Source organism: Nitrospira sp. Nam74 (assembly GCF_965152615.1).
Genome location: NZ_OZ224220.1, coordinates 2,641,908 through 2,656,652, shown reverse-complemented (window position 1 = coordinate 2,656,652; position 14,745 = coordinate 2,641,908). Strand labels below are relative to the sequence as shown.

The following is a 14,745-nucleotide window of genomic DNA, read 5'->3' as shown; positions in this document are numbered from 1 at the left end:
GGATTTTGGCACTCGTGTAGTAATAGCGGGCTGAGGAGAAATCCGCTGAACACTTTTAATTTTACCGTCACTGAGCACCGAGGCAAAGCGCTTTGATTGAGTTAGCAACTTTATGCTCTCGAGGCTGACATGCAACCCGCACCGACGCTGATACAAGGGTGCCCACAGAATTAGCGGCCTGAGTAGGACGTGGCTGCCAAGCGCGATGGGACCGGCACAAGGCGCTCCCGCGCCCGGTGGGGTCTTCCACATTGCTGGAGGTGGTGGCACAATGAAGTATTGGTACCCAACGTGGACAATGAGAGAAAGAGGGACGCCGTGATGATCGTCGGCATAATCCTAGCCACCATCGTCCTGGTCACCGCGCTGTATGGTTTTGGGGTGTTCGAAACGCCTTACATAGGGACCTTTCGTGTCGCCTTTTACTTTTTCTTGCTCTTTTTCCTAGCAACGCTTGTGGTCGCTGCTGTCTCGCAGCGGAATCAAGGCTACGATCCCACACCCTCTGACCGTGAAAAGGTCACTGGATAATGTGCTAGCCGTGGGCGGCCGCCCATGGCATGTGGCGCCGTATCTTTCTTCCAGTAAGGCCGTGCGAACATTATCACGCCGACCATTGTGGGCCATTCTCGCGTTGGCAGCGCTCGTGCTTCTCCTGATACTGCTGTTCTGGGACTATGTCTGGATTAATCTGATCCACAGCGGCAGCGTCGATGCTCCCTCATGACGAGGGCCACAATGCGGCCCGGTGCGGAGCTTCTGGTTGAGACGGTTCTTCTCGTGGACGTGTCTGGCCAGCGGATCGTGCTTTCAGTGACGCCAAGTTGAGCGGCTCTTGTCTTGGCGATTGATGCTTCGGACGATGCATCTTTTGTGTGATTTCCTCCCACAGGCCTTTTCAGAGTAGTTAGTTATTGGAACAATTTCCATTTGACGTATCCTGAAATCGGTATCAGGGACCTGTGGACTTATTTTTATGCTGGAGCGTTAAGCATCACCACGAGAGATCATGAACTGGGCGTTACGCATTCAAACGAGGGGTTCACGCCACAGATCGGCGTTCAACAGTGGACAGTCCTCGATGTCCGAGGTCGCTTCTTCGGTAGGCCGCACACCGACCGTTTCTTGGCGTGGTAGGGGCAATCCGTGGAAGATGACCCCCATAGACGTTCTCAATGGCTGCAGTAGAATAAATAACTGTCGCGAAAGAGGAGGGTATCATGGTTGAACAACGCCAGGTGAATGAAGTGATGACGCGAGGTGTGGAAGTCATCCGTCCCTCTATGACAATCGATCAGGCGGCGGAAAGGATGAAGGCCTTGGATGTGGGTGCCCTGCCGGTCTGCGATGGCAATCGATTGCAGGGCATGTTGACCGATCGGGATATCGTCGTGCGAGTGATTGCAGAGCATCGAAATCCGGAGGCCGCTCGTGTACACGACATCATGTCGGCGGGAGTGGCCTATTGCTTTGAAGATCAAACCGTTGAAGACGTTGCGCGGCTCATGGAAGAGAAAAAGATCCGGCGATTGCCGGTCTTAAATCGTGAGCACGAGATGGTCGGTATCGTCTCCCTTGGCGATCTTGCAGCAAAAGCAGATGAGACGACGACCATGGGGCGGGCGTTGGGGAAGATATCTGAACCGCCGAGACCGGAACGCAACGCTGTCTAACGGGCCTTCTCAACGACAAGCAATCGCTACCGCGCACTTAGACGAGCCGTCGGTTTCTGAATGGAGGCGGAAATAAGCTGGACGAGCCCTGCGTTCCTATGGCCTTCTGCGTGTCTGCGGAAAATCAGCATCGGCAGGGGGCATCGTGCGAGACACGTGCGCTGGAACTCTAGTTGGCACTGTCAAAGAACTCGTTAGGTCTTACTGTCCGTATTGGCGATACTTCAGACTGGGGGACAGTCTTTTGAAGTACTCGTCGAGTTGCCGGCTGCCATAGCTCGGAAGAGTCCGAAATCGGTTCTCCCGGGTGGCCCGTTCCCGCTCGTCTTCCGCAGCCTTTTCGGTAAGAAACTCTATCGTGTCCTGAAAACTGGGGACGCCACCGGATAACGAATTCCGACCAGACATGTCTGCCCCTCGTCGGTTGGAATAGGCATTCGTGTCTTGTGCCTGCGCGGAGAGGCAGGACAAGATGCTGGCACCCAGGAAAAGCGCCAGCCCTGCGGAGAATGAACACAAGTATCGTGGTGTCATTTAGTCATCCTAATAGGACTTGACGTGATATTCAAGGCACCTTCACAGCAAGCACATCATGATCGTCCGAGGCCCATGGCTTCCGAGACGCAGAACTACTCCAATACCGCCCTGGCGCGCCGAGCCCGCTCCGTTGGCCAGCCAATGCCGAGCAGCAGCCCATGGTGACACGTCAGCTCGTCACCGCCCTCGTCCAACGATTGACCCCCGACACTGTGGATAAAAGTGCGAGCGGCGTTTAAGTATCTCCTGTGTCCTTCCAACGACCCGTGGAACCGTCAAGGGCACACAGTTTGCTGTAGAGCCACGATTGCTCATGAGCCTACGCCGTGAGCCCTCGACAACTGATGTCTGCCACACTGTCTGCCGCGTACCATGGCATCTCAATGGCAGATCCGCATGCGAAGCCTCCGCATTGGTTTGTACGAGCCATCCTGTTCATTCCGCATCGCCTGGTCGCGTTTGCGTTCTGGCCGCTGGTGTGGGGAGGCCTGATTCTATCCTTCTGGCTGGCTTCTCGATGTGTCCAGTATGTCTGGCATGAATTGTTTCATCTGCGTGAAGAATCGTTTCAAGCGCACGTGTCGGGGGTGCTCCATGCGATTGAATTGCTGCTGCTGACGCCGTTGCCCGGCATCGCGGGGGCGGTGGCGTACCATACACTGCGCATCTATTTGGACCCCGAGGCCACGAATCGGGGCCTGGCGGAGCAACAAATGGACCTCGCGAAGCGGTTGACGCTGGGGATTCTCGTCTCAGTCGCCGGGACGCGGATGCTCATTGCATTTCTTGAAGGAAATAGTGACCTTCATATGTATGGCAGCGGAGCCCTCTTAATCGCCGCGATTACGCTGTACAGCCTCGCACTGCGCGAATAGGTACGAGCGTGGTCTCCCAGGCACGCCTGGCACAGCGCTGATAAATAATCTCCCGCTGGAACGGTGCGGATCCGTGCGCGCAGGAGGCATTTCCGGCGAAGCCCATAAGCCACCTGATCCGTTCACCAATGAAGGAGGAGGCCACCCATGCCGTGAGGCACACCACTGGATTATGACTATCGCAAAGCGGACAATCAGGAGATGTCGGCGGTGCCAATTCACACCTTTCCCGGCGACCTTCATCGCGAAGGACCGACGCGAGTCATTCACTTCGACAACGCGAAGGATCTGAAGACGTCCTCTCCGGCGACCAGTCCGAATTGTCTCGTCAGCTACGTCCTCCTATGTGCGGGCGAATCCCTGACGACGGACATCGAGCCCAGTTCCCATTTCTTCTACGTCTTACAGCGGTCCCAACGGCATATCACGTTCGAGGAGCATGCCGCCATCGACTGGGACGCATTTATCGGCCTGCAATACCGGTACGCATCTTCGCGTCAAGCGACAGACCCCTCCTTTCCACAGCTCGCCCTCTTCTCATCCGGCAATCGGCTCTCGACGAAACCCCCTACCCGCCGTCCATCCCGAAGTATGTGCCGATACCGTACCGCTCGAAGAATGCCGTTAACAGCGAGACACGATCCAGATACATCAAGACGCCCGTCATCATCAACACCGCACCACTCATGCCGCTGACAAGGCGTAGGGCGCTTTTCATCTGTTGAAAGAACGAGAGAAAGCGATTCAGCGCCACGGACGCAATCAGGAGCGGCAAACCCAATCCTAACGAATAAAACGCCAATAAGGTCACGCCGTCGAGGAGAGTCTCCTTCGTCGCCGCATACAAAAGCATCGTCCCGAGTATCGGCCCGACGCACGGGGTCCAGCCCGCGGCGAATGTGCCCCCGATAAGCAACGACGCAATAGGACCGGCCCCACGGGTCGCCACCGACAGACGTTTCTCCATCATCAAAACTTTTAATGTGAGGAGGCCCGACAGGTGTAGACCGAAGAGGATCATCAGCACCGCGCCGAGCTTACGAATCGCATCCTGATAATCCAACAGCACTTGCCCCAGCAAACTCGCCGAGGCGCCGAATCCAATAAAAACGATTGAAAATCCGACAATGAACAGCAGGGCGTTGATCAAGACCGCCCTCCTAACCGCCGCATGTTCGCCAGAATGCGTCAATTCCTGGAATGAAAGGCCGCTGAGATACATCAAATACGAAGGCACGAGCGGCAGGACGCACGGAGACATGAAGGACAAGAGTCCGGCGAGAAATGCCGTGATCAACGACGTCTCGGAGAGATTCGCCAACATTGGTTGCCTCATCCGGAGGGGCGGCGCGAGCGCGCCCTCCCCTCCTCCATGGTCAATAGATGATTAGCCTTTCAAGGTGGACAGAAATTCTCGGAAGTGAACGTTTTGCAGCAACCCGCCGCCGCGATGCACCAACACCACTGAGCCCTGGTCGTTTACTAGGACGAAGGTTGGGGTGGCATTGATGCGGTAACTGCGCGCCATGTGATTGCCTTCGTCAAATGCGGTCGGGAACACGAAGACGCCTCGGCGGGCGTTCACGAACTCCTCGACATTGCCGCGGCTATCCGCAAAGCCGATACTCAGAATGCGAAGTTGGGCCGGCTTCTCATGCTGAGAAAATTCGGCGAGCGCCGGTAATTCCTTCTGGCAGACCTTGCACCATGGCGCCCAAAAGGCCAGGAGCGTCGGCTGCCCCTTCAGCATCGCCGATGTATAACCGTCACCGGCGAGTGTCGCCACGCTGAACTCGGGGGCCTGCACTTCGGCCGCGCCGGCGTCTTTGAAACCGGCCGAGAATCCCAGCAGGAGCACAACGGTTGTGACCATCACATTCCAGAGCCAGGTCGTCGCACGTCTGTTCTCGTATATGCGTATCATGATGCTCTCCTACGGCTTGATGTACAGATATCCCTGGGATTGAAGATCGGCGATGCGTTTTACCGCCACGGGATGCAGGGTCGGCTCTAAGCCGGGCAGGAGATCTTCCAGCGACTTGCCGAAGATTTTCATCGAGACTTGGCACATCTCGGCATGCGCTCCGTCCTCCAGAACCAGATCGAACTTCTTTTTCAATTCCGGGTCGATCTTGTCTTTCTCGAACAGCGGAAGCGCGGGGCCATGAATGACGAGCTTGATGTCGATATTCTGAGGGCCGCCTTCGGCCTCGATGTGCTTGTGGATCAGCGCCAAGGCGTACTTGGCCACATCCGGATCTTTGCTATCCACGTGATAGAGCACTTTCATCTTCGCCTTTCCGCTTGCCTGGTCGGCCAATGCCGGCATGCCTGGCACCCCCACGGTCAACAGCGGAAGAAGAGCTAATGCACAGATGACGGTCCAACTGAAACGGCGTGCGCGCAACATGGGGAGCCTCCTTGGTTAAGGACCAGGAACCGATGAACGTGAGATCACTTTACACGTCGGCGTGGCGCGGTGCGGAGAGGAGAGTGCCATGAGTCGCGAAACAATTGTTCCCCTATCGGCTAGGGGAGAATCCCTCTATTGCGGGAAATGGCGTGTGAAATACACAGCGGCTTGCGATCGGCGAGTGATATGCAGTTTCTGGAAAACGTTGCTCAGGTAATTACCTATGGTCTTCTCACTCAGGTTCAGGGCAGCGGCGATTTCCTTGTTCGTCTTCCCTTCGGCCACCAGGGCGAGGACGCGGCGTTCTTGCGGCGAGAGGGCCTCTCCCTTGGGCCCCGTGGATGTAGATGGATGCGACAGCGTTTGGACGCGTGCCAAGACCCGTTGCGTGACCGCCGGATCGAGGATCGACTGCCCTCCTGCCACGGCCCTCACCGCCCGCAGTAATTCGTCGCTGCCGACCTCTTTCAACAGGAAACCGTGCGCCCCCGCGACGATCGTCGCCAAGACCGCGTCATCATCGGCATAGGAGGTCAAAAACAACACGCGCGTCTGCGGTTGTTGTGTTCGAATCTCGCGGCACGCTTCCACGCCGCTGCCATCGGGAAGACGCACATCCATGAGAACAATATTCGGATCGAGCGAGGCGGCTTTAGCGATCGCCTCACCCATCGTCCCTGCCTCTCCCACGACATTGAATCCGCCGGCTTCGCTAAATAGGGTTCGCAGCCCGAGCCGCAACACTTCATGATCGTCTACCAGGAGTAAACGAATCGGATGGGTGCGCGGATTAGGCATGCACGGGCTCCTGAGGCAATTCGAAGATGATGCGGGTACCCTGTCCGGGATTGGACGCGATGGTCAGCTCGGCGTACAGCTTGGCCGACCGAGCCGCCATATTCTTTAAGCCCTCGCCATGAGGCGATGTCCGAACGTCGAAGCCGACGCCATCATCTTCCACGGCAAACCGCACTCGCCCTTGATGCTTCTCTAAAGAGATCATCGCATGAGTAGCTTTGGCATGCCGAAGACTGTTACTCAACGCCTCCCGCGCAATGAACAGGAGATGCGTCGCCTGACGTGGCGTCACGAGATTCGCGGCATCGCGATCGACTCGTACGTCGATAGAAAGATCTTGAGAACCTGCCACGGTTCTCACTTCCAACGCTAATGCCGCCTCCAATTCACGGCCATTCATGAGGTGCGGTTCTTGCCCGATGAGGTAGCTCCGCAATTCACGGATCACCCCCTTTAAGCCGGGAATGGCGAGCTCGAGTTGGCGATTGACTTCTTTCGGGTCTGTGGGAACTAATTTCTGGCAGCGTTCCAGTGCAAGACCTAACGCGAAGAGGGATTGAATGATGCCGTCATGAAGGTTTTGCGCCATGCGTTCGCGATCTTCAAGGGCCTGGCGGAGATCCTGTTGGCTTCGGCGTGAGGATTCTTCCGCCTGCCGTGTCTGCGCGAGCGCCGACCTGAGATCCGACACCGTTTGAAGGTAGCCGCCAACCATATATCCGAGAACCAACAGATAAGCCGCCAGACGCAAGAAATGCCAGAACCACCACGCTCCATCCCACAGTCGTGAATACACGAACATCAGTTCAGCAAGTCCGAACAGCAACGCAAGACAGGTAAACAGATACGTGTCGGTCGATGGGGAGTTCCGATACGCCCCGAACAATCGATACGCAGCGCCGAGAAAGAATAGACACGCCAGGCTCGTCGGCGCCACGGCCGTCGGCGAAAACTCACCATTCCTCAGCATGGCGGGGATCGCAGCCGGAAAGAGAAAGACGAGACAGCCGATGGCGATGGAAGTGGTCGCGATCATCCACGGGAGCGCCCTTGAATATGCGTGCCGTAGAGACGAGTCTGGTAGCCACACCAATACAAAACCAAGACTCCCTAACAAACTAGCCAGGCCCCGAAGAAAAATAAAGGCATTGCCCGGTTTGGCGGCAGCGTGAAACTCTTCCAGCACTCCCATTGCAAGAAACCCGATGGCGACGACTTCTGTATGCAGACTAGGCCGATCACCGTTTCGCTGAAACAGTACGATGGCCATCATGATGGCGCAGAGCCCGCCGAGTGCCTCGATGGTCGAATGAAGCGGAGCGTGGTGTCCGTGCCACATCGGGAGGAATGCATGAAGGGCAACACTGACGAGAACGGTGAGCGCGCCTGCTGCTACGATCATTGACTGGAGCGACCACCGTTGTGAGATAGGCATTGTGCTCTAGGCGTACGTGAACACCGTTTAAGCCTACGCCGCCGACGCCTTGAACGCAACTGGGCTGTACAATACGCCTGTCTGTTCGGGAGTAAGAGGGAAAGGCTACTCTCCCCGTCACTCCACATTCTCAAGTGCCGGGTACGAACCAAGAGAACAGCACAACGCATTCCTCGTATCAATTCCTGAACTTGATAACCGATGGATGCAGACCCTGTTTCTTGAAGCTTCCGATGCCGCACTACAGGAAGCGCCAAGTCAGGCGACAACGAAAGCGCTGCAGATGGCGATTCTCAGTGACGCCCCGTGGCGCGGCCTCATCTCGCCGGACCAGTCCCACTGCAAAGGTCAGGTCTATACGATTCCCCAATCTGAACCGTAAACGGGTTGCCTGCGTTTATTGAGCGGATGGTCCAGCAAGCGAGGGACACGAGCCTACATTGGACTCGACTTGTGCCTCGGGATAAGTTTTTCCGATTGTAAAATACTCAGAAATGACGAATTGTCCCAATGACCTTCTCCCATTTATTAGACCAGAGGTGAGGAACTTAACTACGTGCTGTCTGGTTAAGTTATTGGTGTACGTACTTAATCACGAGAGGAGAAGGCTGTGCTGATTGCGAGGGCGTCGAGCATGAATCGAAATCCATACGTGGGGCCGCAGTCGGTCTTGCCTAACACATCGTTCCATGTTTCAAACACGCCATAGGGAAAATGGAGCGCGATGGATCCAAAGCGGCGTTCAATGGCATGGCCGGTGGGCGTCACAAATAAGCCGGAATCGATGGTAGCGGCGAACTCTAGGGACCAGCGGGGCGACGTTCCGTTGCGTGAATCGTAGTCACCGATCGATATCGAGGCTTGGCCGAGATAGGACTGAGTGGCAATGAACGAGGCATGGTACGCGGATCCGCCGTAGAGACGGCTATATCGTCCCATGGCCGAGAAGCGGACGAAGCGAGAGAATACTTCAAGGAACGGGGCTGGTGACTGGTGGGTGAAGGAGCTCACGACCTCGGCAAGCGAGACATGCCGTAAGCCGATTCGGCCATAGATCTCCTGATAGAGGGATCCGGCGGCGGCACCCACGCTCAGAAATCCGGATGGTTCGCCACCAAAGAGCGCACTCCACCGGGTGAGTGATCCCCCGACCATAAAATCCCCGTCGACGCGTGTTTGATTGACTGGGACGGGATTATTGCCGATGAGTTTGTGCACAACCCCATTTTGCAGTTCCAGGGAGGGGTTCTCTCCCGTGGGTCCTGCGCCAACGGTCAGATTGCTGTTCCATCCTGGCAAGGCTTTGATGCGCTCGGTCCAGCTCACGGTGGCAAAATTGAAGCCGTCTGTTTGATGTAACGAATTAAATCGGGCGCCGCTTCCATTAAACTCGGTAAACCGATTCACGGTAAGCCCGGTGAGAAGCGTCCGATCGCGATCAGGATAGTCGATAGCGCCCCAGTGGACGCTTGGTGCAACGTTCTCCGCATGAGCGAATGACCCAGACCAGAGAAGTGGAAAGATCAAACACCATTGGATGAGGGAGTTGGCCGCGTCAGTGAGATTCCGCGATCCTCGTCGAGTCTGCTCGTTGCGTGGAGGCAAGATCGTCGTGATGAAGAGGTTCTGCTATCGCTTAACGTGCTGAAGGATGATGACTCAGCCAGAGGAGAGAACAGGGTTGACAGACCCCGTGGCTCACTTGTTCTGTGGAAAGGTTTGCCGGAGAGGCTGGTCGGAGAATCGTCTGACACCAGGCACAGATGACGAGTATGTTGGGAATAGTGGTGCTCGTTGGCTCATCAAGTGACATGTTTCTCACCGTTGGGTGTTGGCTTGGCCTTCTCTCGTGGAGCACCTTCAGCAAAGCGGATGCCAAGAGTGAAGTGCTTGGTGAGCGTTGATTGTGCGCTTGGATGAGGTGCCTTAGTCTCTCGTATGGTGGATGCATCGTGGCATATCGTGGTCACCCGTGCTCTATTATGGTGTGCCGGTCTTGTCTTAAAAGAAGGGGAACAAGGGAGAGGAGAATTTACGCCAGCCAGCTGCCGGCGGTGCGGTTGCACTCAACTGAACAAGGAATCCCGCGACTGATGTAGACCGCATCGCGACGGACAGGCAGAGGGACACAGTGATAGCCGGACGTTGATCAACCTCTTTGTCGGCGATCCAGCATCCAGCAACCAACACTGTGGGGGATGGGGTCACTGGAGGGTCAGTACATAGCAACCGACTCAGGCACGGATTCGCTGGCGTGCTTCTTTAAACGTGGCAGTGATGCTGCCTGGCATATTCCTCTTTGAGGCTGCGAGCTAAGGCATGTACTGAGCTCTCTTTCCTCATTAGCCATAACGCATCCAAGGATAGTCACCATGGAAATATGTTGCCGTCACTTGGCATTAATAGGCATCTTTGCAGTCTTTCTGGGGAGCTGCACCGGCGAGCCGAGTCGGAGACAAGAGGCGGAGATCCCTGCGTATGGAACCGATAATCCTCATGGTACTTCTGTCGTAGGCCGCCAATATGGGCCACAGGATCGAGCCGGCAATCGAATGCAAAATGGCTTCCCTCCGGTGGAAAGCATAAGAAGATCCTGGAATAGCGCCTGTCGCCGCCAATCCCACGAACGACCTTTTCATCGCTCATATTCCGCGTTCCGTTCTAAACAGCTACCCTGCCCTAGGGATTTCTCCGTCTTGCTGGACTCCGTTTCACACGGCAAGATAGAGGGCATGCAGTACCTCTCATTAATCGCCACGCTCATGTGGTTTTGTATATCAGCAGGTGACATTTTCGCCGAATCGAATCTCTCTATGGGGCCACCGCCGCCGTTGCCAAACCGCAACATCACGTCGTTGAGCCTCATCAACGGAACCGACACGGCCTTGCTACGTGAACCGCCGGCCCTTCAATATCAAGCCGGGCATGCCCTTATTCCCTTTGTTGGCTTCGGTTTTTCCCGCGGCACGACGACGGACATGAGCGGGAGTCTGATGCGAGGTCTAGGGCAACAAGGTACTTTTCAGGATGAACGCATCTTACGGGATGTGATGGGCAAGACCATGGTGCCCAATGAAGTGCAGTTAGGTATTCGGTTGCCTTTCTAGCGGCTGCCTTGCCATTGCCCGATCGTGACATCTCAAGCCTGCGAGAACAGAGCGGTCAAGTCACAGCTGAACACCAATTTTCCCCACTACGATACCCGTTCTGTAGAGGGCGCAGGAACGGGCCCCGTTCACGGGTTCACGACTATATCGACTTTTTTCATCGCGTTACACCCATGATCAACCGCTCCTTTCCTAAACCGTGTTGAGGTATTTGCCTGCGCCGAGCCCCGATAACGTTTCTAAATTTGTGTAGCACCCGCCGGCATGAGGCAAAGCCCTTTATCGCGCAATCCCGTGTCACACTATCGAACTGGCGAACCTGGTCACCGGCGGTCAGTGAGTGGAGGCAACGCGGCAAAGCCTTACTCGGGTCGGGAGAACACGCTGGGCCGGCGCGCCAGTACTATTCCCGGCGCAGTGTAGGGGATTCGGATGGGGCCGGTCTTAGTTGATGGGCCTGCTCTTTCGCTTCCTCGCATGTATACCTACCACCTTTGGCGCACTCCAACGGAGAGGCCGGCGGCAGGGCGGTTCGCGGCGTGCATGCGGGTGCGGCGCAGGTGAGAAGGAAGGCGGCAAGGAAATATTTTGTTTTCATGCTTTCAATTCTAAATGAACCGCGGTGCGAGGGTATTCAGCCATGCGGTAAGTCGAGATCAGCGGAACACCGACGGAAGATAGGCCGTTCTATTCAATTTCGGCCGCGCGAGCGGCGGTGACCTAATACTGAGATGATTGTTCATCTTGACTTGACCTATGGCGAGCCCCCAGGGTGACTTCGGCTCTGACGTGCCTCGGTCCAACCGCCGATCACGAATTCTTTCCGCCGGGTAAATTTATCTTGCGCCAATCAGACTTCCCTTTCCGATCTGATAGATGGAGTCAGCCCGTTTGGCAATCACACCTTCCCATCCGTCTTCCTGCGCGTGTTGGTCGAGCGCGCGTCCGACCATCTTTAAGCCCTATCAAGAAAGAAAACTCGAATTCGCCCCCAGATCAATCCCCACTCGTCCGGCCGTCGTGATCTAAGTAGAGCGTCGCATGTCAAAGGAGACTCTTGACGATGAGAGCCAGAGCGCTTGCCATAGAAATGGCTAACACCACCTGCCGTGAATGGCCACGATCAAGTTCTGGTGTCACGAACGAGGCCATTGCATAGCCGATCAAAATGCCTGGGACCAAGCCCAGCCCTAGCCATACCTCCTGCCACTGGAAACGATCCACAAAGTACAAGAGAAGGAGCATGCACACGGAAGAAAATAGATACAGAAACGCCAGCGTCGCCCGTAGTGTCTGCCCCTTTTCATATTGGTAGAGTAATGCGAGGACCGGCCCTCCTACTGCCGCGATGACACCCATAAAACCCGACACCGCCCCAGCGATCAGCGCATTTACAGTGGTGAACGGAAATTTCAGCCCCCATCCGGTCGCAAGTGCCGCGACTAGAATGAGGATGCCGAACATCGTCCCTATGCGAGCACTGTCCAGTCTTGTTAGGCTTAAGACGCCGACCACCATACCGATGAACAGGCCCATTGTTACCGTGTGCAGATGTGCCCGATCGATTGCATTTCGCCCTGTAATTGCCATGATTGTCGACAACCACAGGCTCGCCAGGATGACGGGACCGGGAACGAAGTTCAAATTGATCAAGGCCAGCAGCGGCACGACGAACAGACCAGCGCCAACGCCAGTGGCGGCCTGAACCGTTGATCCCATGGCAATGACGACCGTTGCGGCCACAAACTGGAGGAGACTGATGTCCATTCCGATCTCTTACTAGGCGCGGACATTTTATACAAATTGTTTAGTGATGACCATTTTGGGGGAGGCGGGTCTCAAGGTCCTTCCCTGATGCGGTTCGCCCGAAGTCGACACTGCTCCGATGGTAATCCTAGACCCAATTGTCCCGTGTCTGATCCACCTGTGCAATCACGTCATCGAGGCTCTCGCAGAACCGCTGCTCAATCTGCCCCTCCGAATAATGATTTACGGTGCGACGGCCCGTACCCGGCCTGGCCTTTTGTGGACTACACCGGATGGGAACCTAACACGGCTCCCCGGTATGCCCTACCTGACCGGAAAGACCGTCGGCTTGATTAGTACAGCCGGCGGGATTCATGGCTTGCAGGCCATCAACCAGATGGAAAACATCTTGCGCCCCGCCGAGGCTATACGGTCCCCTTCGTCGTGCCCGTGCCTGTTACATGTAAGCATTTCGATCGGGAAGGCGCGATGTGAGACGTGAAATTGCGGCGGCAGCAAGCTCGGCGAAGATGTTGTCTGAACCGCTCTGCGCCTGACGAGCGACCCGGCATGAATATATCGGGACCGGTGGAAGAAGCGGAGTCTCACGACCCTCATCATATAGACAAGCAGGAACTAGCCCCAGCCCCTAGCGGATAAGACTTGGATGAGCGAGCTCACCTCCGAGTATTGTTACCTCGCTCAATCTGACATGACGAGAGGCGTAAAGAGCATTCGAGGCGAATTCCAATTCACTCCCACAGTTCTCAAGCTACAATCGATCGCGACATCGTCATATTTACTCACCTCGGTGCCGTCAGCTGATCCTGCACCACGTGACCCCTCATGGATTTTTCGGTAATGTTGTGTTCGATTTCCAACGCGATCACGCGAGCCAGCTGGTCCGCCGACAGCGCTCCCATCGGAAGGCCGTTCGTGTCCCTATAGAAGAGGTCGTCAGGAGATGCGGTTCGATACGTATTCACCAAGATAGTGGCGGGTTGAATGCGGTGGTCCAGCTCTCCCACGAACACCGATTTGTCTTCTGGCAGCACTCGAGTTCGCGTGGCCCAGTCCCGCTGATCAATTTTGACAAATGACACGTTCCAAATGTTTCCATTCAGCAGACTTCTGACCGCTTTCGGGGTATGTTGCCAAAAATGCGGTTCCCGCACAATCTTTTGCAGGGCTTCACGGATGCGGATATCATACAGTTTGGTCGTGGAATGCAGCTGAGCGGGCTGAACGAGCGTCGTTGTGCCCACTTCGTAAAACGGCTGTCCTGCCAAGCTGTTTTGGTCATCCACGGTTTTCAGATAGGTTTCAAACAATCGTTGTATCGCGTGTGTCCGTTCCTCTTCCGACATATTCAGAATCTCTTGAGTGCTCCGTATCGCGGCATGCGTGAGATCGCGTTCGACCGAGACAGCTTTGGATTTGGGGGTGGTATCCGCCTTACTGAGGACCCATTGGAACTCTCTGGCCAGAGCCGGGACAAGTTTCTCGGGATGATGCAGGTATCCCTTGTCCTGCAGCGATGCAGCACTGATCAGCAATTTGACCCGGCCTTGGTCTTTCGTTCGCGCCACCAAAAATGAAAATTCCCTCCCCTCCTGGTTGATGACTTTCGGTTCAATGATGACCTGATGGAGCGCGTCTTTTTTGAGACTTTCATCGAATCGCGGATAGTCCGTCCGATGTTCGAGCATGATCGTGAAGGCGTCAATCACGGTCTGGACAGCTGCATCGGCTAGAGCACCATCAGACCTGCTTCCAGCCTTTCCCTTTTCTTCGCTGAAGAATACCGGGAAGGATGCGCCGGGAATCGAATGGATCGCCCCAGTGACCTCATGGGATTCTTCAGTCTCATGACCCTTATGGTCTTGATGGCTCGCGTTCGACACCAGCACGAGACTCGGCACCCACACGATCATGATCATGGATAACGTCGTCCCTCTTCTCAAAAGGCGGACGAAAGCACCATTTCCATGATGGTGGTCTCTTGCGAGCATCGGCATGTTGTCCTCCTTGATGCATGATACTGTCGGCGAACGACGCTCTGCCTGTCTTCGATATTATTCTACACTGTCGCTTCTCGTGGTTGGATGCGCGCGGACATTGGTCAATCAAGAGATCCGACTGACAACTGCACGCGCGTGGC

General features: G+C 55.7%; 14 protein-coding genes. 5 read left to right on the top strand and 9 right to left on the bottom strand.

The window, feature by feature from the left end; genetic code table 11:
- The first annotated feature begins 321 nt into the window (after window positions 1–321).
- A complete protein-coding gene (locus tag ACWHYZ_RS12410) occupies window positions 322–531 on the top strand; it encodes a hypothetical protein (RefSeq protein WP_447983010.1) in 210 nt (69 codons plus the stop codon).
- Between the two features lie 689 nt (window positions 532–1,220).
- Window positions 1,221–1,673: a CBS domain-containing protein gene (locus ACWHYZ_RS12405; protein WP_447983009.1), complete on the top strand. Its 453-nt coding sequence runs from the start codon at window positions 1,221–1,223 to the stop codon at window positions 1,671–1,673.
- Between the two features lie 201 nt (window positions 1,674–1,874).
- Here ACWHYZ_RS12405 and ACWHYZ_RS12400 read toward each other — a convergent pair whose 3' ends face one another.
- Entirely contained in the window at window positions 1,875–2,207 is a 333-nt protein-coding gene (locus ACWHYZ_RS12400) for a hypothetical protein (protein ID WP_447983008.1), read from the bottom strand.
- 329 nt (window positions 2,208–2,536) lie between these two features.
- Between ACWHYZ_RS12400 and ACWHYZ_RS12395 the strand changes: the two genes are divergently transcribed.
- Window positions 2,537–3,085 carry a hypothetical protein gene (locus ACWHYZ_RS12395; RefSeq protein WP_447983007.1) on the top strand — a complete coding sequence of 183 codons (549 nt, stop codon included), beginning with the start codon at window positions 2,537–2,539 and terminating at the stop codon, window positions 3,083–3,085.
- A 568-nt stretch (window positions 3,086–3,653) separates the two neighbouring features.
- Here the strand turns inward: ACWHYZ_RS12395 and ACWHYZ_RS12390 are convergent.
- The 5 genes from ACWHYZ_RS12390 to ACWHYZ_RS12370 form a co-directional block, all read right to left on the bottom strand.
- The gene (locus ACWHYZ_RS12390; protein ID WP_447983006.1) at window positions 3,654–4,409 is read right to left on the bottom strand and encodes a cytochrome c biogenesis CcdA family protein; all 756 of its coding nucleotides are present in this window, start codon (window positions 4,407–4,409) and stop codon (window positions 3,654–3,656) included.
- Window positions 4,410–4,472: 63 nt separating this feature from the next.
- Window positions 4,473–5,009: a TlpA family protein disulfide reductase gene (locus ACWHYZ_RS12385; RefSeq protein ID WP_447983005.1), complete on the bottom strand. Its 537-nt coding sequence runs from the start codon at window positions 5,007–5,009 to the stop codon at window positions 4,473–4,475.
- Between the two features lie 9 nt (window positions 5,010–5,018).
- A complete protein-coding gene (locus ACWHYZ_RS12380) occupies window positions 5,019–5,495 on the bottom strand; it encodes a DsrE family protein (protein ID WP_447983004.1) in 477 nt (158 codons plus the stop codon).
- A 135-nt stretch (window positions 5,496–5,630) separates the two neighbouring features.
- Window positions 5,631–6,296 carry a response regulator gene (locus ACWHYZ_RS12375; RefSeq protein ID WP_447983003.1) on the bottom strand — a complete coding sequence of 222 codons (666 nt, stop codon included), beginning with the start codon at window positions 6,294–6,296 and terminating at the stop codon, window positions 5,631–5,633.
- A complete protein-coding gene (locus ACWHYZ_RS12370; RefSeq protein WP_447983002.1) occupies window positions 6,289–7,731 on the bottom strand; it encodes a sensor histidine kinase in 1,443 nt (480 codons plus the stop codon). Before ACWHYZ_RS12370 ends, ACWHYZ_RS12375 begins: the two co-directional genes overlap by 8 nt.
- A 205-nt stretch (window positions 7,732–7,936) precedes the next feature.
- Here ACWHYZ_RS12370 and ACWHYZ_RS12365 point away from each other — a divergent pair, with 205 nt between their 5' ends.
- On the top strand, window positions 7,937–8,113 hold the full coding sequence (locus ACWHYZ_RS12365) for a hypothetical protein (protein ID WP_447983001.1): 177 nt from the start codon (window positions 7,937–7,939) through the stop codon (window positions 8,111–8,113).
- A gap of 206 nt (window positions 8,114–8,319) precedes the next feature.
- On the opposite strand, the gene ACWHYZ_RS12360 is transcribed toward ACWHYZ_RS12365, so the two are convergent.
- Entirely contained in the window at window positions 8,320–9,336 is a 1,017-nt protein-coding gene (locus tag ACWHYZ_RS12360; RefSeq protein WP_447983000.1) for a hypothetical protein, read from the bottom strand.
- A gap of 1,127 nt (window positions 9,337–10,463) precedes the next feature.
- Here ACWHYZ_RS12360 and ACWHYZ_RS12355 point away from each other — a divergent pair.
- Complete coding sequence (locus ACWHYZ_RS12355) at window positions 10,464–10,838, top strand: hypothetical protein (protein ID WP_447982999.1); 375 nt, start codon at window positions 10,464–10,466, stop codon at window positions 10,836–10,838.
- A gap of 1,044 nt (window positions 10,839–11,882) precedes the next feature.
- Here ACWHYZ_RS12355 and ACWHYZ_RS12350 read toward each other — a convergent pair.
- Both ACWHYZ_RS12350 and ACWHYZ_RS12345 read right to left on the bottom strand, forming a co-directional pair.
- A complete protein-coding gene (locus ACWHYZ_RS12350) occupies window positions 11,883–12,605 on the bottom strand; it encodes a TSUP family transporter (protein WP_447982998.1) in 723 nt (240 codons plus the stop codon).
- Between the two features lie 782 nt (window positions 12,606–13,387).
- A complete protein-coding gene (locus ACWHYZ_RS12345; RefSeq protein ID WP_447982997.1) occupies window positions 13,388–14,602 on the bottom strand; it encodes a hypothetical protein in 1,215 nt (404 codons plus the stop codon).
- Window positions 14,603–14,745 lie beyond the last annotated feature (143 nt).